This is a genomic window from Streptomyces sp. NBC_01775, assembly GCF_035917675.1.
Lineage (GTDB): Bacteria > Actinomycetota > Actinomycetes > Streptomycetales > Streptomycetaceae > Streptomyces.
On record NZ_CP109104.1, the window covers coordinates 7,125,271 to 7,147,271 of the forward strand.

Annotated in this window: 16 protein-coding genes and 3 pseudogenes; 14 read left to right on the forward strand and 5 right to left on the reverse strand. The window is 71.5% G+C overall.

All coding sequences use genetic code 11. From position 1 onward, the window contains the following. Positions 1 to 40: 40 nt before the first annotated feature. Positions 41 to 121 (forward strand): annotated as a pseudogene (locus OHB04_RS41985) (hypothetical protein); the annotation flags it as partial. 417 nt (positions 122 to 538) lie between these two features. Here the strand turns inward: OHB04_RS41985 and OHB04_RS31660 are convergent. Further along, the gene (locus OHB04_RS31660; RefSeq protein WP_326808792.1) at positions 539 to 1,114 is read right to left on the reverse strand and encodes a dihydrofolate reductase family protein; all 576 of its coding nucleotides are present in this window, start codon (positions 1,112 to 1,114) and stop codon (positions 539 to 541) included. A gap of 292 nt (positions 1,115 to 1,406) precedes the next feature. After that, positions 1,407 to 1,793: a nuclear transport factor 2 family protein gene (locus OHB04_RS31665; protein WP_326808793.1), complete on the reverse strand. Its 387-nt coding sequence runs from the start codon at positions 1,791 to 1,793 to the stop codon at positions 1,407 to 1,409. A gap of 98 nt (positions 1,794 to 1,891) precedes the next feature. Between OHB04_RS31665 and OHB04_RS31670 the strand changes: the two genes are divergently transcribed. Both OHB04_RS31670 and OHB04_RS31675 read left to right on the forward strand, forming a co-directional pair. Further along, positions 1,892 to 2,470 (forward strand): TetR/AcrR family transcriptional regulator, encoded by a 579-nt coding sequence (locus OHB04_RS31670; protein WP_326808794.1) that lies wholly within the window; start codon positions 1,892 to 1,894, stop codon positions 2,468 to 2,470. A 258-nt stretch (positions 2,471 to 2,728) separates the two neighbouring features. Beyond that, a pseudogene (locus OHB04_RS31675) lies at positions 2,729 to 3,020 on the forward strand (helix-turn-helix domain-containing protein); the annotation flags it as partial. Between the two features lie 564 nt (positions 3,021 to 3,584). On the opposite strand, the pseudogene OHB04_RS31680 reads toward OHB04_RS31675, so the two are convergent. Then, a pseudogene (locus tag OHB04_RS31680) lies at positions 3,585 to 3,923 on the reverse strand (transposase); the annotation flags it as partial. Between the two features lie 166 nt (positions 3,924 to 4,089). On the opposite strand from OHB04_RS31680, the gene OHB04_RS31685 reads away from it, so the two are divergent. The 6 genes from OHB04_RS31685 (at position 4,090) to OHB04_RS31710 (ending at position 11,392) form a co-directional block, all read left to right on the forward strand. Further along, positions 4,090 to 4,416 carry a type II toxin-antitoxin system PemK/MazF family toxin gene (locus tag OHB04_RS31685; protein ID WP_326808795.1) on the forward strand — a complete coding sequence of 109 codons (327 nt, stop codon included), beginning with the start codon at positions 4,090 to 4,092 and terminating at the stop codon, positions 4,414 to 4,416. Positions 4,417 to 4,772: 356 nt separating this feature from the next. Further along, complete coding sequence (locus OHB04_RS31690; RefSeq protein WP_326808796.1) at positions 4,773 to 5,717, forward strand: thiopeptide-type bacteriocin biosynthesis protein; 945 nt, start codon at positions 4,773 to 4,775, stop codon at positions 5,715 to 5,717. Positions 5,718 to 6,156: 439 nt separating this feature from the next. Further along, positions 6,157 to 9,204, forward strand: a complete 3,048-nt coding sequence (locus tag OHB04_RS31695) for a lantibiotic dehydratase (protein ID WP_326808797.1) — start codon at positions 6,157 to 6,159, stop codon at positions 9,202 to 9,204. 20 nt (positions 9,205 to 9,224) lie between these two features. Further along, a complete protein-coding gene (locus OHB04_RS31700; protein ID WP_326691064.1) occupies positions 9,225 to 9,386 on the forward strand; it encodes a hypothetical protein in 162 nt (53 codons plus the stop codon). A 128-nt stretch (positions 9,387 to 9,514) separates the two neighbouring features. Further along, a complete protein-coding gene (locus OHB04_RS31705; RefSeq protein WP_326808798.1) occupies positions 9,515 to 10,279 on the forward strand; it encodes a lanthionine synthetase LanC family protein in 765 nt (254 codons plus the stop codon). A gap of 483 nt (positions 10,280 to 10,762) precedes the next feature. After that, entirely contained in the window at positions 10,763 to 11,392 is a 630-nt protein-coding gene (locus tag OHB04_RS31710; protein WP_326808799.1) for a GrpB family protein, read from the forward strand. A gap of 76 nt (positions 11,393 to 11,468) precedes the next feature. Here OHB04_RS31710 and OHB04_RS31715 read toward each other — a convergent pair whose 3' ends face one another. Together OHB04_RS31715 and OHB04_RS31720 are read right to left on the reverse strand one after the other, a co-directional pair. Next, the gene (locus tag OHB04_RS31715) at positions 11,469 to 11,975 is read right to left on the reverse strand and encodes an ATP-binding protein (RefSeq protein ID WP_405803215.1); all 507 of its coding nucleotides are present in this window, start codon (positions 11,973 to 11,975) and stop codon (positions 11,469 to 11,471) included. 125 nt (positions 11,976 to 12,100) lie between these two features. Next, positions 12,101 to 13,315 (reverse strand): helix-turn-helix domain-containing protein, encoded by a 1,215-nt coding sequence (locus OHB04_RS31720; protein ID WP_326691068.1) that lies wholly within the window; start codon positions 13,313 to 13,315, stop codon positions 12,101 to 12,103. A 250-nt stretch (positions 13,316 to 13,565) separates the two neighbouring features. Here OHB04_RS31720 and OHB04_RS31725 point away from each other — a divergent pair, with 250 nt between their 5' ends. From OHB04_RS31725 to OHB04_RS31745, 5 genes are all read left to right on the forward strand, one after another. Then, positions 13,566 to 15,416 carry a glycoside hydrolase family 15 protein gene (locus tag OHB04_RS31725; RefSeq protein WP_326691069.1) on the forward strand — a complete coding sequence of 617 codons (1,851 nt, stop codon included), beginning with the start codon at positions 13,566 to 13,568 and terminating at the stop codon, positions 15,414 to 15,416. Positions 15,417 to 15,975: 559 nt separating this feature from the next. Continuing rightward, the gene (locus tag OHB04_RS31730; RefSeq protein WP_326691070.1) at positions 15,976 to 17,832 is read left to right on the forward strand and encodes a fatty acyl-AMP ligase; all 1,857 of its coding nucleotides are present in this window, start codon (positions 15,976 to 15,978) and stop codon (positions 17,830 to 17,832) included. Next, entirely contained in the window at positions 17,829 to 19,739 is a 1,911-nt protein-coding gene (locus OHB04_RS31735; RefSeq protein WP_326808800.1) for an acyl-CoA dehydrogenase family protein, read from the forward strand. Before OHB04_RS31730 ends, OHB04_RS31735 begins: the two co-directional genes overlap by 4 nt. Next, a complete protein-coding gene (locus OHB04_RS31740; protein WP_326691072.1) occupies positions 19,733 to 21,511 on the forward strand; it encodes an acyl-CoA dehydrogenase in 1,779 nt (592 codons plus the stop codon). Before OHB04_RS31735 ends, OHB04_RS31740 begins: the two co-directional genes overlap by 7 nt. A gap of 39 nt (positions 21,512 to 21,550) precedes the next feature. Next, positions 21,551 to 22,000 carry an acyl carrier protein gene (locus OHB04_RS31745; protein ID WP_442814997.1) on the forward strand — a complete coding sequence of 150 codons (450 nt, stop codon included), beginning with the start codon at positions 21,551 to 21,553 and terminating at the stop codon, positions 21,998 to 22,000. Position 22,001 lies beyond the last annotated feature (1 nt).

Below are 22,001 nucleotides of genomic sequence, written 5' to 3' on the forward strand. Positions count from 1 at the left end.
GCCGCGCCTTGGCGGGAGACCGCTTCTGGGCCGGCCGTCGGTGTGCCGGAGGCGGTTGATCGACGGGATCCGGCGGCGAGCGCGGAGTGGTGCCCCGCGGAGGGATCGGCCCGCCGAGTACGGACCATGGCAGACGGTCTACGGGCTGTTCCGCCGCTGGCAGTGGGACGGGACATGGGTTGTGGTGCTGACGGGCTGCAAACCGGGCGGACGTGGCCGGGCTGATCACCTGGGAGATCAACTCTGCGTAGGCGCGGGATCCGCTGCCCGGTCCCGGGATCCGCTGCACGATCCCGGAGCCGGCCGATCAGGTCGGCCACCACAGACGCCGAGGAACGGTCGGCGGACGGCCTCCGGCCTCCGGCCTGCGACCTTGCGGGCTACAAGCCCGGCACGCAGTCGAGTGCGTCATCAACCGGTTGAAGCGCAACACCGCGCGGTGGCCACCCGGTTCGACAAACTGGCAGCCCGCTTCGAGGTCACCGTCCTCATCCGCCTGCGACCTCCCCAAACAGCCCACCCAGCACATCAGCAACTTCTAAAGCAAGGCCTGGCGCGCCACGCGGTGGCGGAGGTAGACGACTCTCGAGTTGAAGGTGCGAGTCTCGACGAGTTCGAGATCCACCCGGCGCTCGCGCTGGGGAAAGAACGGAATGCCACCGCCAACCAGCACCGGGTAGACCATGGCCCGGTACTCGTCGATCAGACCCAGCGCTGCGGCCTCGGCGGCGAGAGTCGCGCCGCCGATCGCGATGTCGCCCTCCCCCGGCTCGGCTCGCAACCGCTCGATCTCCTCCGCCAGGCCGCCGGAGGCCAGGCGGGCATTGCCCTGCACCGCCGACAGCGTGGTGGAGAACACCACCTTTGGGAGCGGCTTCCAGAGCGCGGCCCACTCGAGCATTGAGTCGTCGAGCGATGGATCCTGGTCGGCGGTCTCCCAGTACAGCATCGTCTCGTACAGCCGTCGTCCCAACAGGTGGACGCCGACCTCTCGAATCTCGTCGATCCAGAAGCGAAAGACCTCCTCGTCGGGCGCCGTCCAGTCGAAGCCGCCGTCCGGCCCGACGATGTAGCCGTCAAGTGAGACGCTCATCGAATAGGCCACGTTGCGCATCTGAGGCCCTCCTCGGTAACGGGTTCGACAGTACGACCGCCGGACGTCGCAGGACTCATCGCGGCTCGCGGGATTCCCTCAGATTTCCCCGCCCCACGCGAAGATCATCACGAAGGACGGCGATCTTTCAAAACACGGCCTCTAACTTGAGTTTTAACCTCAGACGACTTGCTCGCCCCGTCTCCGCAGTATCACCTGCCGATCCCGCCCGGCTCAGGCAGGTGACGAGAGAGTCGAGGCATGGTCGCGCTGGAGCGAGGAGCCGGTCGAACAGAACCCAAGCTTGGAGTCGTCAGACGAAGAAGGCGTTCATCCCGGGCACGTCGGAGAGATAGGTCTCGATGCTCGCGATCTTTCCGTCGCGGAGCTGGCAGACAGTGGCCAGGTGTTCGTCCAGCACGGCGCCCTCCCGGCGTGCGGTGTTGTGCAGGGAGAGCGCCATGTTCTCCCTGCTGACCAGAAGGTGCAGCAGCTCGAAGTTGAGGCCGTACGAGGCGATCTTCTGAGCGCGCGCCACCACCGCGTCGGCGCCGTCGGCCGTGCCGGAGATGGTGTTGTCGCCAGGCAGGGTCCAGGTGGCGTCGTCGTGCAGCAGGGCTCGGATGCCGTCCCAGTCGGCCGAGATGAGGGCCTGGTGGAAGCTGCGACCGAGATCGAGGGGGGCTTGGTTGGTGGACATGGCATACCCTTCACATCGCTAAAGCGGCGATCTCCGCTTTAGCGCGACTGTAGGCACGCGGCACACTAAAGCGCAACTCTTTGCCTTAGAGTGGAGGGGTGAACGCTGAAGCATCGACGAAACGGCCCGGAGGTCGCAGCACCCGCGTCCGCACCGCCGTACACAGTGCCGCGGTCGCGCTGGTGGCCGAGCGCGGCGCCGACCAGGTGACCCTCCCCGCCGTTGCCCAGCGCGCAGGGGTAAACTCCAGCAGTCTCTACCGGCGTTGGGGCACGGTCGCCGCGCTTCTGGCCGACGTCGCCAAGCACCGCGGCGACGCCGGCGCGCCCCCGCTCGTCGGCGACCTGCGCACCGACCTGGAGAACCAGGCGGCCTGGACGCTGGCGGAGCTCTCCCTGCCCGGTGGCATCGCGTTCTTCCGCGCCGAGGTCGCGCCTGACGTCGACGAGCGGCACGACGGACTGCGTGAGTGTCTGCGCAGGGTCAGCGAGCGCTTCCGACCTGTCCTCGACACGGCGCGGGAGCGCGGCGACGCGCCCCCGCCCCTGGAGCGGGTTCTGGATCGGATCGTTGCCCCGCTTTACTTCCGGGTGGTCTTCTCGATCCCCGGTACGGATGAGGCGTACGTCCGCGACCTTGTCGCGGAGCTGCTCGGGAAGCTTCAACCTGAGTTGTGAACCTCGCTCGGCTCCTCGCTCCAGCGGAACCCGTCCGGAGCCGCACACACCTCGGGCCCGGAGGAAGAGATTACGGAACACCTGCAGGACAGCCCGACGGCCCCATGCCGTTTCAGAACCTCTCGTCACCTGCCTGAGCCGGGCAGAACCGGCCGTGCACACCACGGAGACGGGGTCGGCAAACCGGCCTGATGAGGTTAAAACTCAAGCTCTAAAGGTTATCCCGTAACAGCTGGTCACGGATGAGATGATCTTGATGTGGCTGGTGTGATCACGGCGTCGGAGCCGTCCTGGACAGCCCCATTCACCGGGCTGAGCCCGCGCTGCCTCGGCAAGCTGGTGGCCGCGGTACGCCGTGAGGCCACGACCGACGGGGATCGCGGCTGACCCTGGAGCTTCCGCTGGAGGACCGCATCCTGCTGGTGGCGGCGTACTGGCGCACGACCTTGATGATGCGCCAGCTCGCGCCGTTTTCGGCGTCTCGAAGTCGGCGGCCGACCGGATCATCGACCATCTCGGCCCGCAGCTCGCGCCCTATCACAGGCTCCGGAGTCGTGGGGGAAGATTAGGAACTTAGTCGTCCGACACGATTCTCACGTGAGACGGCAACAGCTCGGCGCCGGTGAGGGTTACCTCGGACGGGACTTGCAGCCCGCAGCGAATTCGACTTGGCCAGCGAGCTGACATCCAGCCGCATCAGGGCGTGTGGTTCCTCGGCGTTGGATACGGGAAAGTACAGGGCGTCGTCGTTCAGGTGGGCAATGACCTCCTCTGCGTAGCGAGTGGTGTCGAATCGGCTCCAGGCATGAACGAGCTCGGTCTGGACACGCGTGTCGAGGAGGCCGCGGTACTGGGCAAGTACGGGAATTGCGGCGTCCGTCGCAATACGGATCGCGCAGACGACGGTAAGAAACGCCTCATCGGCCGAGAGCCCTCGGGGCCGGGCAACAGCTCCAGAATGAACGGCCCGACGCCGGACAGGGCGCGCGCCTGCTCCCCCGACCGGGGAGGGACCAGTGCCGCAGCTCGCTGCTGTACTGCGCTTCGGACCTCTGGCTCCAACTCCGTGGCGTGTTCGAGACAGGCCGCAGCCAGCAGGTGTAGTCGATGGCCCTCGGGCGTTCTCGATCCTGCCCGCGGTGCCGGTGTACTGGCGCTGGACGCCGACCGTGCCGGTGCCCTTCTTCACGTCGCCGGTCTCGTCGACCACCAGAACCGCCTGGTCGTCGTGCAGGTGCTCCACCACGTAGCCGCGTACGTCGTCGCGGACCTGGTCGGCGTCCCACTTGGCCCGCCCGAGCAGGTGTTGCATGCCGTCCGGGGTGGCCTCCCCGGACCACTCGGCGATGGACCAGCAGTTCATACGCGGCAGGTCCGACAGCAACCCGAGCACCAACCGTCCGGCCCTGCGCCGGGGTTCGACTCGCGTGAACCGGCCTGCGATCCGGCTCATCCGGCCCTCGAACGCCTCCTGCCAGCGGGCAGGGTCTAAGCTGTGACCTGCGGCCACCGCATGATCGTTTGTCTTCACACACCGATGGTCAACGGTGGCCGCACCCGTCTCCACAGCGCGTCAGGGTCGTGCAGCGTTCGTCTGCCGTCCTGTGTCAGGAGGACATGTGCAGCGTGGCGAAGTCTGGTGGGTCGAGTTCGACGAGCGGCGGCTGGTCGTACTGCTGTCGGCAGACGACGCGGCCGGGATCCGGGCGATGCAGGTCGTCGCGCCGGCGGGCGTCGACATCAGCGGTCTGGGCGTCGAAGTGCAAGTAGGCGCCATGGAAGGACTGCCCTTTGAAGGCGTACTGCGGTTCGCACTCCCGCGTCCTGGCTTCACCCCCTGCACGTGGCTGACCACCATGTCCCGGGACGACCTGATCGAGCGGGCAGCCGTCCTGTCCTCCGCGAAGCTCAGCGAGATCGAGGATGCCCTACGTGCGTCTCGGTGAACTCGAGTAGGCGGACAACGCCCCCCGATGGCGTGGTCGATCTCGTCCAGATGATCGCACTGGCCACCTGTCTCCTCGGCGCCCTCACCATCGAGATCACGAACTGCGGCTGGAGTCTAGGGTCCATTTTCGTGGTCCATGTTTCGGATCTCTGTTTTTGCGGCCCTTGTTTTCAGAGGGCGGGGGCGGGCTGGGGGTTTCGGGTATCACGTGGTCGGCTGAGTCGGAGTCGGGTGACCCTCGCCGTGCACCGGCGCACACCCGTCCATTATATGAAGAACCCGCATTCGTTCTTCATTCAACCTAATACTGGGAAGTCCCTCTTTGTGATGCAATTTCCATGAAGGGGGCGGGAATTGACGAAGTCCGACGATCTTCTCGCGGAGCGGCTTCGTGACGCCCGTGCACGCGGTCGGCTCTTTCTCGCCGGGGGCCTCGCCGCGGTGCGGGACACCGGGCGGTCCGCGGCGTGGGTGCAGCTCAACCTACGGCTGGAGTCGGGTGCCGGGGCCCGCCATTTCCTCTACGGCGAACTCTCCGCGACGGCACGCGAATTCCTTGGCGCGGAACGTGCGCGGAATTTCTTCTTCATGCACAAAGAGCCCGGAATCCGCGTGCGCTTCGAGGCTCCGGCGGGCGAGGTGGAGCCGTTGCGTTCCGGGCTGGTGCGCCGGTTCGCGCGCTGTGAAGGGCTGAGCGAGGCGCCGGTGTGCGTCGTCTATGAGCCCGAGCACTATCTGTTCGGTGGGCACGCTTCCATGACGTACGTGCACGATCTGTTCACCCTCGACTCGCTCGCCTGGCTGGACCACCACCTTCACCATCCAGGGAGGGAAGGCCAGTTGACGGGCTGGCGGCATTCGATGCTCATGCTGCGGGAGGTCTTCACCGGCCTCGGCATCGTCGGGTGGGAGCACCGAGGGGTGTGGGAGGCCGTTCGCGCCCAGGCGGGCCGCGGTGTCCGCCCCGCCGCCGTCGGCACCGCGGACCGGGCCACGCGGCAGCGCGCGGCCCAGGGCATCGTCGCGCACTGGCGTACGACGCGGGAGGACGCGCTGAAGGGCTTTCCGTCCGAGCGGAGGGCGGCCCTCGCCCGTCACGCAGAGGCGGCGCTGCTGGCGGCGGACAGCTGGCGCACCGGTTACTTCGAGGCGGGCGAGGCCACCGTCGGCCCCCGCGTGGCCGCCGCGTACTTCACCGTCTTCCACTGGAACCGCGGACTGGTCTCCCTGGCCCGGCAGAGCCTGCTGACGGACGCGCTCGCCGACGAGGGGTGCCGGTATGCCGTCGCACGGAGTTGAGGCCCGCCTCGGGGTGCGGACGGGGTCCCTGTCGGGGCGGACCCTGCCTGGTCGGGGTGCGTCCTCCGCGCCTGCCTCGGGCGGGTCGCCTGTGCTCGGCTCGGGCGAGCCGTCGGTGTCCGGCTCGGGTGCCTCGTTGGTACCTGGCTCTGGCGCGTCGACCGTGGCCGGCTCTGGCGCTTCGACCTCGCCTGGCTCTGGCGCGTTGACCTCGCCCGGTTCGGGTGCCTCGACCTCGTCCGGTCCGGGTGCCTCGTGTGCGTGTGGGAGCGCTCCGTCTGACTTTGGTCCAGTCGTATCGCACGTCTCCTGCGAGGTTGCCCTCGGGAGTGGCCGTGGGGCGGGCAGCGGTGGGGGAAGGGGGACGGTTGGGGCTTTGGGGTTGGTTCGAGCTGGTGGGGTCGGGGTGGGGGTTTGGGGGGCTGTGGGGAACGAGAGCGTGTTTGAGCGGGCTCTGGAGCTCGGTGACGAGGAGGGGGAGCTCGCGGGGTGGGCACGGGAGTTGGGGGTGCGGCTCGGCGAGGAGGTCGTGCCCGATGAACGGCTGGCCGTCGAGGACCGGCGGGCCGTGCTCGCGCTGCGCCGTACGCTGCACGCGGGTGGCGTGCCCGAGGGAGCGGGCGCGCGGCGCGTGGTGCGGGAGGGGGTCGCGCCGCTGGCGCCCGCGATGGCGCGCGAGCTTGACGAACTATGCCGCGCCGCCGCCTCGTTGAGCGAGGCGCGCGAGCGCTTCGAGCGCGACATCGCCGCCGAGCGCGAGCGGGTCGGGACGCTGCTGGTGACGCTGTTCCGCTCGGACCCCGTGCTGCGGGACTTCGTGGCGCGGGCCTCGCCCCGCGTCGTGGCTGACCTGGCTCGGCGTGCGGCGGCGGGGGAGCCGTGGGGGGGCAAGCGGCAGCGCAAGGGGACCGGTTATCTGTGGCGGGCGCTGGGCCGGGCCGCCGCGAAGACGACCCCGCGCGACTGGATCGGGCAGCTCGCCGTCGTGCCCGTCCGTAGCGAATCCGGACCTGGGCCTGGGCCTGGACTTGAATTCGGGCCCGGACCTGGGGGACCCGGACCCGAGCCCGGACCCGGAATCGAGGGAAGCGGGGGACCCCGGGAGAGCGCGGTGCTTCTTCGTGGTGGCCCGGTGTTGGGGGAGGTCGCGGGGCGCCTGACGGAGAACGTCCATCTGCTGTGGGCGGAGCTGCGGAACGTGGATCTGCGCGCGGCCGGTACCGGGACGCTGGTCGCGCCCGCGCCGTTGCACCACCTCTTGGGTGAGCCCGGCACAGGGCACGTCCACTGCTGGGTCGTGGACCCGGCTGTCAAGGGCGCTCGGTTGCGTCGGCTCGCCCTGCGCCGTACTCCACCGCTGGAGGCGGTCCTCACCCTGCTGCGCTCCGGTCCGTGTTCCCTGGGCGGGCTGGAGGAGTCGCTCGCCGCCTCCGCCGAGCGGACCGTACTGCGCGCCTTCCTCGCCCACCTGCACCGCATGGGCGCCCTCCAGATCTGCGCGGGACCCGAGGCCCGGCAGCTCGACTGGACAGTTGCCGGGGGGAGCTCCGGGTCGGCGTCCTTCCGGCAACTGTCCTCCCATCCCCTCTCCGTTCCCCACCCTCAGCCTGATTCCCAGCCCCGGCCCGCTCCCCGGTCCCGGTCTCGGTCCCTGCTCTCGGTTCCGCCCTCACCCTCACCCTCACCCCTTCCTCCGTCTTCGCCTCTGGTCACCGGGGGTCGACGGGAGCCCCGGGGATGGTTTCTGGACTCGTACCGGCGGTTGGAGCCGGGGGCCGTCCTGGACGGGGGAGCCGTGGCGCGGGTCGCCGAAGGGGTGGGGCTCGCCCGGCGGGTCGCGGGGCTGAGGACGCGGGACAGACCTGCGTCCGCCCGGTGGCGGGAGTGGGAGGAGGCCGCGTCGATCGGCCCGGAACCCCGTTCCGTCGTACAGATCATGGCTGAACATCTCCCCGGGGACGGCGCTCCGGCGCCCGGCCCGCGCGGGCGGGCCCGTTACAGCGGGTGGGAGCCCGCGCGTACATCCGACTCCGGGTATGCCCGCCTGCTGGCCCACATCGGCGCGCGGCTGGACGAGGAACAGGTCGACCTGGACGCCACGTTGCTGGACGCGCTGGGCGCGCCGGAGGTCCCTGGCGTACGGGAAGCCTGGCCGACGGACTGTCTGCTGCGGCCCCTCCCGCAGGCCGGGCCGCACGCGGGTGCGGGCGCGGGCGCGGGCTTGAACGGGGGCGCCGAGCCGCACGCGAGTGGCGGCCCGTACGCGGGAACCGGCCTGTACGCGGGCACCGGCCCGTACGCGGACGCCGGTCTCCTCGCCGTGCTGGAGACCGTCTCGCCCGCCGGGACGGTGGACGCGCGCTTCGCCGACGCCCTGGCCGCGCTGCACGGGACGGCCCCGAACACGGCGCGGCCCACGGGCCCGGAGCCTCCCGCGATGTCCGGTGTCCCCATGTACGCCAACGCCGCCGTCCACCGCGACTTCCTGGCGGCCTTCGAACGGGCCGCCGGCGTCCGCTTCGTCGAAGTGCTGCTGCCGCCGCTTGCCGAGTCCGCCGCCAACGCCGTACGCCGTCCGGCGCTCACCTCCTGGTGCACCGGCGACCCCAACACCGCGCTCTACTACGGCGACACCGCGCCCTGTTCCGGCGCTCCGGCCCCCGCCCCGGCAGGGGCCAGCACCGTCGGCCCCGGCCCCGGCATCAGCCCTCGCCCCGGCCCGCGTTCCGGTCTTCCTGCGGCCGGACGATACCTCCCGCTCGACCGTCTCACCTTGCGCAGTGAGGGCGACGCGTTGATCGCGGAGGCCGACGGGGTGCGGGTTCTTCCTGTGCACCACGCCACCCGCACCCCGGCACCCCCCTACGACGGGCTCCTGCGGCTGCTGACCGCCGCGGGGCACCCAGCCACCTCGTACGCGGTACAACTGGACGGTCTCGCCGCCGCGTTCCCCGAGGCGCCGCGTGTGCCCCGGCTGACGGTCGGCGGAGTGCTGGTCGTCAGCCCCGCGCAGTGGCGCGTCCCCCGGGCCGCGCTGTGGCGGCCGGGCGAGCCGGAGGCGGCCAAGGTCGCGGCGCTCGCCAGGCTGCGCCGTTCGGCCCGGCTGCCGCGCTTCGGTTACGTACGGCCGGAGCCCGCCGCCAAGCCCTTCCCCGCGGATCTCGCCGCGCTGCCCGTGCTCCAGGCGCTGGAGCGGCTGTGCCGGGCGACTCCGGGCGAGGACCTGATCTTCGAGGAGGCCCTGTCGGGACCGGGTGCGACGACACTTCGCGACCGGCGCCGTGGCCCCGGCACGGGCGCCGGGCCCGGCACACGGCACGCCGAATTCGACGGTGTGGCAGGGGAGTTGCTGCTTCGCCTCCCGCACGACCGCACAGCCTCGGAGCTGGCGGCCCTGGCTCACGCCGCCTGGCGCGGCGTGCCCGAGCTCCCCGGCCCACGGCCGCCAGACGGCGGTGCGCCGGGGCGGACACCACAACCGCACTGACACGGGAAAAGGAGAGCACCATGCCCGCCACGCTCGAAGCGACCGAACTCAGCCTCGACACCCTCATCGACGACCTCGACGCCAGGATCACGGAGAGCGACCTGCCGGAAGCCCCCATGAACAGCGGCATTTGCAGCAACCTGTGCACGGTCCTGGTCTGCAACACCGCGGTGATCTGCTGACCGTCACCGTGCCTCACAGGTCCGCCCCGGCCCCACATCGGGGCGGGCCTCCGCACATCGCCGCACCGCATCAGCTGAGCCGAAAGCCGCACCGCACCGGCGCAGCCGACGTCACGGGGAGAAACGCCATGTCGCAGCCGGCCCGTTCGGACGCCGCGGCGCAGGCGCGGGCGCGGGCCATGGCGGTACGGGTCGCCGTCGAGGCGCTGGAGGGGTGGGCCGACCGCGCACGGCGGGAGCACCAGGAGCGCGAGCGCGAGGAGCGTCGGCGTCAGGAACGCGAGCACCACGACCCCGCGCACCGAGAGTCCCCACGCGACGCCGTGCGGCGGCTGGGCCCGCGCCCCGAACTGGCCGGCGCGCTGGCCAACACCTGCCGCTGGCTGACGCGCGAGTCCTACCAGGACGCGCGGGACATCCGCACCTGGAGCGGTGCCGGGCCCGGCGGCGGCGCGCGGCTGTCCGGCGCGAACGCGCGGCAGGCGTGGTGCTACGGCACGCCCGGGGTCGCCTGGGCGCTGTGGGACGCGGCCGAGGTGCTGGGCGACGGGGAGACGGGAGTGTGGGCCGCCGAGGCCTTCACGTCGTTGGCCGACGGCTACCACGAGGGCTTCCACCTCTTCGGCGAACACCCGGGCGACCGGCTCGGACTGTGTCACGGCGCTGCTCGGGTGCTGGCCGTCGCGGACGCCTTCCACCGGCATGCCGCGCTGCCCGCCGCCACCGCCCTGCGCTCCAGGATGCTGCACCATCTGCTGGCCGCCGAGGACGAGCTGCGCGCGCTGGGACGGGAGCGGGCCGGGCTGCTCACCGGGGTGGGAGGCGCGCTGGCCGCCGTGCTGACGGCCACCGGCGGCAGTGGCACCTGGCTACCCTGCCTCGGCCTGCGCTGAGTTGCCTGTCCTCTCGTGGGACCCGCCCCAGCGCGCCGCCACCCGCTCCGCTTCGGGTACGAGGTGTACGGCGACCGCGTACGCGCTGGGCGTCGAGCGGGAGCGGATCGGCGCGGGGTTCGAAGGTTCAACGAACACTGGTGGCGATCGCGTTCGCGGTGTTCCTCGTGCCCGGCTATGCCTCGATCTGGTTGATGACGGTGGGCGGTGGCCGAAGCAGCACACACCCAGCTACACGCTCCACCTCGAACACACCGACAACGCCCTCACAATGAGCGCCAATTGCTGCGACGGCTCGCTTCCTCTGCGCGGTGTCGACAACGCCTGTCGTCATATGCGCGAACGCCAGATTGCTCTCGCGCTCCAACAAAGTTCGCTGCCGTCGGCACGACTTGTCGCACAAGACTCCACGGCCGACCCGCAATGCAGCGCAACCTTCGGCGGTGACTGCACGGGTGGACATCGCAGCGTGCGTTGACCAGGATGACGGCCGTGTCAGAGCCCAGCGGCATCCACGTAGCAGACTATGACCCGAGCTGGCCCAGGCAGGCTGCTACCGCCATCGATGCTCTCCAGGCGGCGATACCTGGGCTGTTCGTGGAGATCGAGCACATCGGCTCGACCGCTGTCCCGGGGCTGGCGGCCAAGCCCGTCATCGACCTGATGGCCGCCGTCCACGACCTCACACACGCCGCACCCCACCAGGCGGCGCTCGCCGACCTCGGCTTCCGCCCGCACGACAACGGGATGACTGACCGGCTGCTGTACGTCCGAGCAGATGCCGGGGTCCGCAGTCATATCCTGCACGTGGTGACCCTGGAGAGTTGGCCTGCCCGGAACCAGCGGATCTTCCGGGACTACCTGCGCGCCCATCCCGAGGACGCGACCCGATACGCGCAGCTCAAGCGGACGGTCGTCGCCGGTACAGGACCGGGTGAGTATGCGCGAGCCAAGACAGCGCTGGTGCAGGAACTCACCGACCGTGCTCGCGCACAACTGGGTCTGCCATCGGTACCCGTGTGGGAGAAGCGGTGCGTGAGGCTTCGCCAACCATGCTGTGTTCAAGCCGAGTTGACAGGGCCCGCGTGCGGGAAGGGGTGGAGCTCCGGGTAGATGGGTTGTCGACCAAGAGCAACCTGTCCGCCCGGCCGACGGGAGAGCCTGTCGCCGGGCAGCATTTCCTGACATGCTACGGTCCCCTTCGCCTTTCGACTCCAGGTGAGTCATTCGACCCAGGGATGTCCTCCAAATCCCTCCCGGCTGAACCGGGGATACATTCAGACGCCTCCAAGGCGCATTCCGCCCACACCCGCTTGCCCCATGGCAGCAGTTCGGTGCCCCAGCGGTCGGCCAGCTCGTTCACGAGCGCGAGGCCACGGCCGCCCTCGTCCTCGGCGTCATATTCCTTGGGTGCAGGGGGCACCTTCGAGAAGTCCACGACACCGATGCACACCCGGGTTGTCCCGGGTCGATCGACGGTGAGCCGGATGGATTCTCTCCGAGCGTGCTGGACGGCGTTGGACACCAGCTCGGAGACGATCAGGGTGCCGTCCTCTGCCAGGTCGTGCAGACCCCAGACGGCGAGCGCGACTCGCAGCAAGCGGCGCGCGGTGGCGGCGCTCTCCGGCTCGCGGGGGAGGGTTTCGCTATACCCGGGGTAGCTGGTCGGACGCGCCCGCGTTGTAGGTTGCGGCATGTCGGTCTGCTCTCTCAGATCGGCCAAGCCCCGGGACCGTTCGCGCGGTCGCCGGGGCGCTGTCCGCTCATGTAAGCGACACGCCAGAAATGCTGACAGGGGCGCAACGTCCTACTTTCGGCACGCTATTCGCTGATACCCAGAAACTCTGCCAACGGCCGGAGTCCCGGCGGATGATGGGGGAGCGCCCACAGGTCGCGCACGATGGCCACGGCCAATGTGTGGTGCTGCATCCACGTCGGCGCCACCCGGCGCAGGGACTCCAGGGTCTTCACTGCCCCGGCAGCGTCCCCGGTATCTGTGTGGGCCCGGGCCACGTCCAGCAGAAGCCACGTCCGCCAGGAGGGTGGGGTGTCCTTGCTCAGTCGCATGCCCTTGGCCAGCGCCAAGGCGTCCTCCGGGTGGCCGTACTGAACGGCGAGACGGACGCGTTCGATGCGGACCGACGACGGGCTGAAGACGCTGACCATGCGGTTGTCGGTACCGTCAGGCAGCCTCGAGACGCGGGCGGCTTCCTTCTCCGCCGTCTCCATCATCGCCGCCGCGCGCTCGTAGTCGCCGCTTCGAGCGGCCGACGTGGCAGCGCTCATGGTCAGTGCGCCCCACACCTTCAGGCCGTCGGCTGTCTCGTCACGGCCTGCGTTCACCATGCCGTCGGCGGTACGGAGGGCGATGCTCAACGCGTCCTCCAGGCGGCCTTGTCGCTGATAGGTCCACGCCGTGGAGTTGACGATCATCGGCAGAAGCAGCGGATCGGAGGACTGTCCCGCAGCGTCTATGGCGCGTTCCAGGCTCGTCAGGGCGAGGTCCGTCTTGCCCATGCGCACGGCAACGTGTCCGGCGAGCTGAAGCGCCTTGCCCAGGGCCGCGAAACCGGCCCTGCGGTCGTCGTCGTTGCCCGAGGCCGTGGCGGTGCGCCCATCCGAGAGCAAGTCCGGCAGCGCCTTCATCACCGTGTCGAACTCAGCGGCGTGGTACTGCGTCCAGCCGTCCGCGATCTGCTCACGGAGACGGCCCAGCGAGAAGCCGGGGCCTGGCGGCTCCGGCTCCGCTCCCCAGAGCACGGGCATGATGGCGCGGCGTACGGCCACGAAGCGTGGTCCGTCGTTCTCGCTTGTGGAGGAGACCGCAGGCGGGTCGCCCAGGAGCGTGGTCAGTTCCACGCCGAGACCGTTGGCCAGCGCGTGCAGCGTGGGGAGGCGCGCCGAGTGTTTCCGCCGCTGTTCGAGCTGGCGGATCACATCGACGGACACACCGCAGCGCTCAGCCAGCTCCTCTTGCGTCAGGGCGGCCAGACGGCGCAAGCGACGCAGGGTCTTCCCCAGGTCTTCGTTTGCCACGTCGCCACCGTACGCTGCCGCGCTGTCGTGCTTCTTCAGCAGTGCAGAGCCGCAGTCCTCCGATGGCCACACCCTCACCAGGCCCCCCTATGTCCTGAGCCCGGTCCCATCGTCCCCCGCCCCCAGCGTCCCTTGAGCGGCGCTCCATAGCCTCCGTCTGTGCTGGTGACGGCCCCAGCCGTTGCGTTCGGGGTGCCGGGAAGCAAGTGCCGGGAAGCGGGTGCCGGGGAGTCGGGGAGGCGGAGGCCGGGTGGCGACGCTCATCGAGGACTACGCGCTGATCGGGGACATGCAGACCGCGGCCCTGGTCTCCAGGGACGGCTCCGTCGACTGGCTGTGCCTGCCACGCTTCGACTCGCCGGCCGTGTTCGCCGGGCTGCTCGGCACGGGCGAACACGGCTTCTGGCGGCTGGCGCCCGCCGGGTCCGGCGGGCCCGCCGGACCCGGCGGAAGAGCGGCGGCCACCCGGCGCCGCTACCGGGGCGACTCGCTGGTGCTGGAGTCGGAGTGGGTCACGCCCGAAGGGACCGTACGCGTGACGGACTTCATGCCGCCCCGCGAGGACGCCGCGCCCTGTCTGGTGCGGATCGTGGAGGGCGTCTCGGGGCGGGTGCGGATCAGCTCCGCGCTGCGGATGCGCTTCAGCTACGGCCGTATCGTGCCGTGGGTACAGCGCGAGTGCGGCCCCGGGCTGCCCGACCGCACGGTCGCGGTCGCCGGGCCCGACTCGCTGTGGCTGGACACCGAGGTGGAGACCTACGGCAGCGACCTGACGACCCATGCCGACTTCACCGTCGCAGCGGGTGCGCGCGTCGCGCTCACCCTCAGCTGGCAGCCCTCCCACCTGCCGCCCCCGCCCCGGCCCGACGCGGACGAACTGCTGCGCGGCACCGAGAGGTTCTGGGCGGGCTGGACCGACCAGTGCAGCTACACAGGCCCCTGGCGGGAGGCCGTGATGCGCTCCCTCATCACCCTCAAGGCCCTCACCTACGCGCCCACCGGCGGCATCGTCGCCGCGCCCACCACCTCGCTTCCCGAGGAGATCGGCGGCGTGCGCAACTGGGACTACCGCTACACCTGGCTGCGGGACGCGGCCATCACGCTGGGCGCGCTGCTGCGCACCGGATACCGGGAGGAGGCCCGCCGCTGGCGCGAGTGGCTGCTGCGCGCCGTGGCGGGCGACGCGCAGAACCTCCAGATCATGTACGGCGTCGCGGGGGAGCGCGAGCTGTCCGAGGCCGAACTTCCCTGGCTGCCCGGCTACGCCGGATCGCGCCCCGTACGCATCGGCAACGGGGCCGCCGCGCAGCTCCAGCTGGATGTGTACGGCGAGGTGGTGGACGCGCTGTGGCTCGGCCAGACCTCGGGCCTGACCCGGGACGACAGCACCCACATCCTCCAGATGAAGCTCATGAACTACCTGGAGTCCAACTGGCGGGAGCCGGACGAGGGCATCTGGGAAGTGCGCGGCCCCAGGCGCCACTTCACCCACTCCAAGGTGATGACCTGGGTGGCCGCCGACCGCACCGTGCGCAGGCTCTCCCGGCTCGGGCTGGAGGGGCCCGTCGCCAGGTGGCGGGCGCTGCGGGAGGAGGTCCACAAGGAGGTGTGCGCCAAGGGCTACGACGCGGACCGCAACACCTTCACCCAGTCCTACGGCTCCCGGGAGCTGGACGCCTCACTGCTGCTGATCCCCCAGGTGGGCTTCCTGCCGCCGGACGACCCCCGCGTCATCGGCACCGTCGAGGCGGTGCAACGCGAGCTGTGCGAGGACGGCTTCGTGCGGCGCTACCCCGTCGCGGAAGGCTCCGGCGAGGCGGGCGGCGCCCAGCTCGCGGGGGACGGGCTGCCCGGCGGGGAAGGGGTGTTCCTGGCCTGCTCGTTCTGGCTGGCGCACGACCTCGCCCTCATCGGCCGCGCCGCGGAGGGCCGCCGCCTGTTCGAGCGGCTGCTCGCGCTGCGCAACGATGTGGGGCTGCTCGCGGAGGAGTGGGACACCGTACGCCGCCGCCAGGTCGGCAACTTCCCCCAGGCATTCAGCCACGTCCCCCTGATAGACGCCGCGCTGCGCCTGGAGGGCCCGCTCTCCCCGCCCGGTTGAGCGGCTCAGCCCCTCCCCGCCCGGTTGAGCGGCTCAGCGCGCCGACGAGGGGTACGCCAGCTCGTCGCTGAACCCGATCGGCGGCAGCATGGGGCGGCTGCTGTCGGCGCTGTAGGGCGCTACCGCGACGTCGCTGAACAGGTCGTCGATGTCTCGACGCGTCAGGCGCCATCGAGGCGGCCAGGACCTTCTACCTCCGCGCTGCCGCGCTGTCCTAGAGCGGTTGTCGAGCGGCCGGCCCCACCCTCGGTGGACGTCGTCCCCGGGAGGTCCGAATGGTGTGGGTCCGCAAGGCGCTGGGTGTGGTGTGGAGGGCTCTCTCGACGTACGGGCAGCTGTGGGTCGTGCCCTACACGAGCGGGCGGGAGCACGAGTGGGAGCGCGAGCGGGAGCCGAGCGAGCAGGTACAGCCCTCTCGTTCGACAAGGTCCACGTGGAATAGAGGAGGACTTGAGAGAACGGGGTCAAGCTCTGGCCATGGATGACGAGTTCGTGGTCGTCCTGAAGTGGCCCCGCCCCACGGCGGGCCGCCAACGGGGATTTGGGGGCGATGATGGCTATGCCCAGGAACTTCACCGAGCTCGCGTTACAACGGATGGAGGAGCTGTCCGGCGAGACGGCCTACCAGTTCGTCAAGGCCGCCCCTGACGGCGAGCGGCTTGAGGCCGACTCTCTCACATACGGCGAACTGGGCCGCCGCGCGCTGCGGCTGGCCGCCTGGCTCCAGGAGCGCGGCTGTCACGGGCAGCGGGTGCTCATCCTGCACACCGACGGGCAGGAGTTCGCCAGCAGCTTTCTCGGCTGTCTCCTGGCCGGTGCGGTGGCCGTTCCCGCGCCGCCTCCCAGCGGCGCCCGGCAGAACGTCGAGCGCGTGGCGAACATCGTCAGGGACGCCGCCGTCAGCTATCTGATGACGGACTCCGCCAACGCCTCCTCCGTCTCGCAACTGCTGGCCAACATCGGCCACTCCGAGGTGGTGTGCCTGGCCACGGACCGCGCGGGGCGCGCCGCCGGGTCCGAGGGCGCGGAGACGGGCTGGCACGATCCGGGGCTCTACCCCGACGACGTGGCCTACCTCCAGTACACCTCGGGCTCGGTGAGCGAGCCCAAGGGTGTGATGGTCACCCACCGCAACATGCTCGCCAACCAGCAGGCCATCCACCAGGCCATGCGCACCGGGCCGGACTCGGTCGTCGGGGGCTGGCTGCCCTTCCACCACGACATGGGCCTGGCGGGCCATCTGCTGCACCCGCTGTGGCTGGGAAGCCGGGGCGTGCTGATGAGCCCGATCACCTTCGTCAAGCGCCCGGCCCGCTGGCTGAGCATGGTCGACACGTACGGCATCACCACCGGCGGCGGCCCCAACCTCGGCTACGAGCTGTGCCTGCGGCGGATCAGGGACGAGCAGATCGACCAGCTCGACCTCTCCCGCTGGGAGACCGCCGTCAACGGTGCCGAGCCGGTACGCGCCGAGACCATGGACGCCTTCGCGCAGCGGTTCGCGCCCGCGGGCTTCCGGCGCTCGGCCTTCTACCCCTGCTACGGACTCGCCGAGGCCACCCTCCTGGTGACCGGCGGCGTCCCGGGCGAGCCCGCCAGGGAGCGCACCGTGGACGCCGGGGAACTGGAGCACCACCGGATGCGTGAGGTGCGCACGGGCGCGGCGGGGCGCACCCTGGTCAGCTCCGGCATGCCGCACGGCTGCGAGGTGCGCGTCGTCGACCCCGAGAGCCACGCGCAGTTGCCGTCGGGCCGGGTCGGCGAGGTGTGGGTGCGCGGCGACAGCGTGGGCCACGGCTACTGGAACAGGCCGCTGGAGAACACCCACGCCTTCCGCGCCACCACCAGCGACGGCAGCACGGGCTTCTTGCGCACCGGCGACCTGGGCGTGCTGGACGGCGGCGAACTGTTCGTCACCGGGCGGCTCAAGGACGTCATGATCATCGCGGGCCGCAACCTCTACCCGCAGGACATCGAGCGCAGCGTGCAGCGCGTCAGCGCCCTGTTCGGCTCCAGCGCCGCCTTCGCCGTCGAGTCCGACCGCGACCACGTGGTCGTCGTCCAGGAGGTGCGCACCAGCAGGGACTTCGACGCGGAGCTGGCCTCGCTGGCGGCGGCCGTGCAGAAGTGCGTGGCCAAGGAGTTCGAGGTCGCGGCCGAGAACGTGCTGCTCGTACGCCCCGGCACCGTGCGCAGAACCACCAGCGGCAAGCTCCAGCGCCGCGCCATGCGCCGCATGTTCCTGGAGGGCCAGATCCAGCCCCTGCACGAGGTCGTCGCGCCCGACGTGCGCAAGCTGGTGGAGGCGGCGGCCGGCGCGCCCAAGGCCACGCGGGGTGGCGGGCCCGGCCCCGAGCGGGCCGCGGCCCGCCCCCTCACGTACGGCAACGGGTCCGGCACCGGGGAGCCTGCGTGAGGGTGCTGCGTGAACAGGCCGCCGCCCGGGAGACGAAGCGGGCCGGGCCGACGAAGCGGGCCGGCGGGGCGGGGGGTGCCGGGCGGGCGGCGGAGGCCGGGCGTACCGGCGGGTCCGCGGGCGCCGAAGGGGGCGGGCGCCCGGCGGCCGACCGCTGGCCGCTGGCCGAGCGCCTCGAGGGGCGGCTGGGCGACCCCACCGACGAGGCCGGGCCGCTCAGCTACGCCACCGCGGCGCGCGAGGACGCCGCCGAGGAGTTCCCGGCCGCGGCCTGCGCGGCCCTGGACCGGCTCGGCGTCCAGCACTACTACGTGCCCGCGCAGTACGGCGGCGCCCTGACCGGGCTGCCCCAGCTCCTGGAGATCGTCCGCACCCTGGCCCGGCGCGACCTGACGACCGCCGTCGGGCACGGCAAGACCTTCCTCGGCGCCGTGTGCATCTGGGTGGCCGAGGACCGCGCGGGCGCCGACCGGCTGGCCGAACTGGTGCGCGCCGGTGAGCCCGTCTCGCTCGGACTGACCGAACGCACCCACGGCAGCGACCTGATGGCCGGCGAGGTCGTCGCCGAGCACGCCCCCGACGGCTACCGCATCACCGGCGAGAAGTGGCTGATCAACAACGCCACCCGGGGCCGCCTGCTGTGCCTGCTGGCCCGCACCAGGGCCGAGGGCGGGCCGCGCGGCTTCAGCCTGCTGCTCGTCGACAAGGACGAGCTGCCCGCCGGCACCTACCGCACCCTGCCCAAGGTGCGCACGCTGGGCATCCGCGGCGCCGACATCAGCGGGATCGCCTTCGACCAGGCCCCCGTGGGCCACGACTGCCTCGTCGGCCAGGAGGGCGAGGGCCCCGAGACCGTCCTCAAGTCCCTCCAGATCACCCGCTCCCTGTGCACCGCGCTCTCCCTCGGCGCCGCCGACCACGGGCTGCGGCTGGCCTACGGCTTCGCCGCCGGGCGCGAGCTGTACGGGCGCAGGCTGCTGGACCTGCCCATGGCCCGGCGCACGCTCGCCGAGAGCTACGCCGACCTGCTCGCCGCCGAGGCCCTGAGCACCGTGGCGGCGCGCAGCATCCACACCCTGCCCGGCGAGCTGAGCGTGACCTCCGCCGTCGCCAAGTACCTCGTACCCACTGTCGTGGACGCCCTGCTCGGGCGGCTGCGCGGCGTGCTGGGCGCCCGCTCCTTCCTCAGCGACCACCACGCGCACGGCCGCTTCCAGAAGCTGGAGCGCGACCACCGCATCGTGGGCATCTTCGACGGCAACACGATGGTCAACCTGTACGCGCTCACCGCGCAGTTCCGCACCCTCGCCCGGGGCTCGGTCCTGCCCCGGCCGGAAGGGCCCGAGCAGCGGGCCACCTTCGGACTGGGCGAGCCGCTGCCCGACCTGCGGCCCGAGAGGCTCAGCCTGCTGGTGCGCCACGGGAGCACCCCGACGGCCGCGCTGCCCGCGAGCGCGGCGGCGCTGGAGAAGGCCGCCACGCACGACGACGGGCTCGCCCTCGCTGCCCGGCAGGCCCGTACGTTCAGCGCCGCGTCCCGCGAGCTGCACGCGCGGATGGGCGCGGCCCGGCTGCTGCCCGGCGGCGCCCCCGTGGAGAGCTTCGACCTCGCCCGCGGCTACAGCGCCTGCTTCGCCGCCGCCTGCGCCCTGGGCCTGTGGCTGCACAACCCGCCCCTCGCCCGGGGCGGGCCCGTCTGGCTGGAAGCGGTTTTGGACCGGCTCTTGAGCCGGCTGGAGGACGCTGTGCCCGGGAGCACGGGACCGCTGCCGCAGCCCCTGGGGGCCCAGGAGGAGGTGAGGGAGCCGTTGTACGAGCGGCTGCTGGAACGGATGGCCGAACAGTACGCGGCCGGGGAGCTGTTCTCTTTGCTCCCGTGCCGCATAGCAGAGGGACCGCCATGCTGACGCCGACCGAGGAAGAAGCGCGCATCCGGCACCGGGTCGCCGACCTGGAGCGCCGCTTCGGCGACCCCTCCGACCCGGACAACCCCCTCGGACTCACCGCGCTGCTGGCCGCCGACGAGCGCGGTGAACTGCTCGCCGAAGCCGAGGACGCGCTCACCGGGTTCGGGCTCAACGCCGAGTTCGTCCCCACCGAGTGGGGCGGCAGGCTGGAGCGCGTGGACACCATGGGCCGGGTGCTGCGCGGCGTCTTCCGCAGGGACGCCAGCCTCGGGCTCGGCTACGGCGCCACCTCCTTCCTCGCCGCCGTCGCCGTCTGGGCCGCGGGCACCCCCGAACAGCGGCGCCGGGTCGCCGAACTGCTGCTGGGCGGCGGGCGGCTGGCCATCGCCTACCACGAGCTGGCACACGGCAACGACTTCGTCCGCAACGAGTTCCGGGCCACCCCCACCCCCGACGGCTTCGTGCTCGACGGCACCAAGCAGGTCATCAACAACGTCGTGCGCGCCGAGGCGCTGGTCCTCTTCAGCCGCACCGACGAGGCGGCCGGCAGCCGCAGCCACTCCGTGCTGCTCATCGAGAAGGACCGGCTGCCGGAAGGCCGGCTGCGCTACCTGCCGCGCTACGCGACCGTCGGCGTACGGGGCTGCCAGAACGCGGGCATCGAGTTCACCGACTGCCCCGTCGAGGCCGACGCGCTGGTCGGCGAGCTGGGCGACGGCGTCGAACTCGCCCTGCGCTCCTTCCAGATCACCCGCAGCGTCGTGCCGTCCATGATCCTCGGCGGCGGCGACACCGCGCTGCGCACCGCCGTCAGCTTCGCCCTGGACCGGCAGCTGTACAACCGCTCGGTCCTGGAGATCCCGCACGCCCGCGCCACCCTCATCGGCGCCTTCACCGACCTGCTGATCTGCGACTGCCTCGCGCTGGCCGCCACCCGTGCCGTGCATCTGCTGCCGGGTGAGACCAGCGTGTACGCGGCGGCCGTGAAGTACCTGCTGCCCAAGCTGCTGACCGAGGCCACCTACGACCTGTCGATCGTGCTCGGCGCCAACTTCTATGTGCGCGGCGGGGAGTACGGCGCCTTCCAGAAGCACGTACGGGACCTGCCGATGATCAGCCTCGGCCACGCGGGCACCGCCGCCTGCCAGGCCACGATCATCCCGCAGCTGCCCCGTCTGGCCCGTACCGCCTGGTTCCGGGGCGAGCCCGCGCCCCGGGGCCTGTTCCGCATCCGCGACCCGCTGCCGCCCCTGGACCCGGCCCGGCTGGGCCTGGCGGCCGGGACGGACGGGCTCGCCTGCTCGCTGACCGGGGCCGCACAGGCGCTCGCCGAGGAGTGCGGGGAGCGCAGCGGCGCATCCGCCGAATCCGCCGGGTACGCCGGGTACACAGAGACGCTGGTCGCGCTGGCCCACGAGATGGAGGAGGAGCTGCGCAGCCTCCAGCGGGAGTGCGCCGCCATGCCGGCCAAGGACCGCACCGTGCTGGCCAGTCCGCGCGCCTACGCCATCGCCGACCGCTACGCGCTGCTGCTGGCGGCGGCGGCCTGCCTGGGCGTCTGGCGCCACCAGGGAGAGGAGCAGGACAGCTCCTCCGGCTTCCTCGCCGACCCCTGCTGGCTCGCCGTCGCCCTCACCCGGCTCGGCAAGCGCCTCGGACGCCCCTTGCCGAAGCTGCCCGAAGGCTGGGAGGAGAAGCTGCTGGACGAGGTGCTCGCGCGCTACCACGAGGCTCGCAGCTACGACCTCTACGACACCCCGATAGCCGGCTGACGGCACCCGCGCCGTCGACACGCTGCTGAGGAGCATCACATGGTGCTGCATTCCACCGGGGCCCAGCCCCCCGACCACGGAGGCACCCGGCCCCAGGCCCCCGAGCGGGGACGTGGCGGTTTCGGGGAGCGCGAGTTCGCGGACTGGCTGGCCGCCCGGCTCAGCGAGTTCCTCCAGCGCCCCGTGCACGGAATCGACCCGCGGACGCCCTTCGCCGAGTACGGCCTCGACTCCGTCGCCGCGCTCAGCCTCTACGGCGACATCGAGGAGGAGTTCGGGCTCTGCCTGGAGCCGACCGTCGCCTGGGACCACCCCACTGTCGAGGCCCTCGCCCGCCATCTCACCGCGGAGTCCGCTGCCGCGCAGTCCGCCGGCGCGGGCCAGGTGGGGGACGGGGGCGGGGACGGGGCTGAGGGCGGGGACGCGGGCCGGGCCGTGGACGCGGTCCGGGGCCCGAGCGGCGGCGCGTCACGCGCCCGGGAGGTGTGAC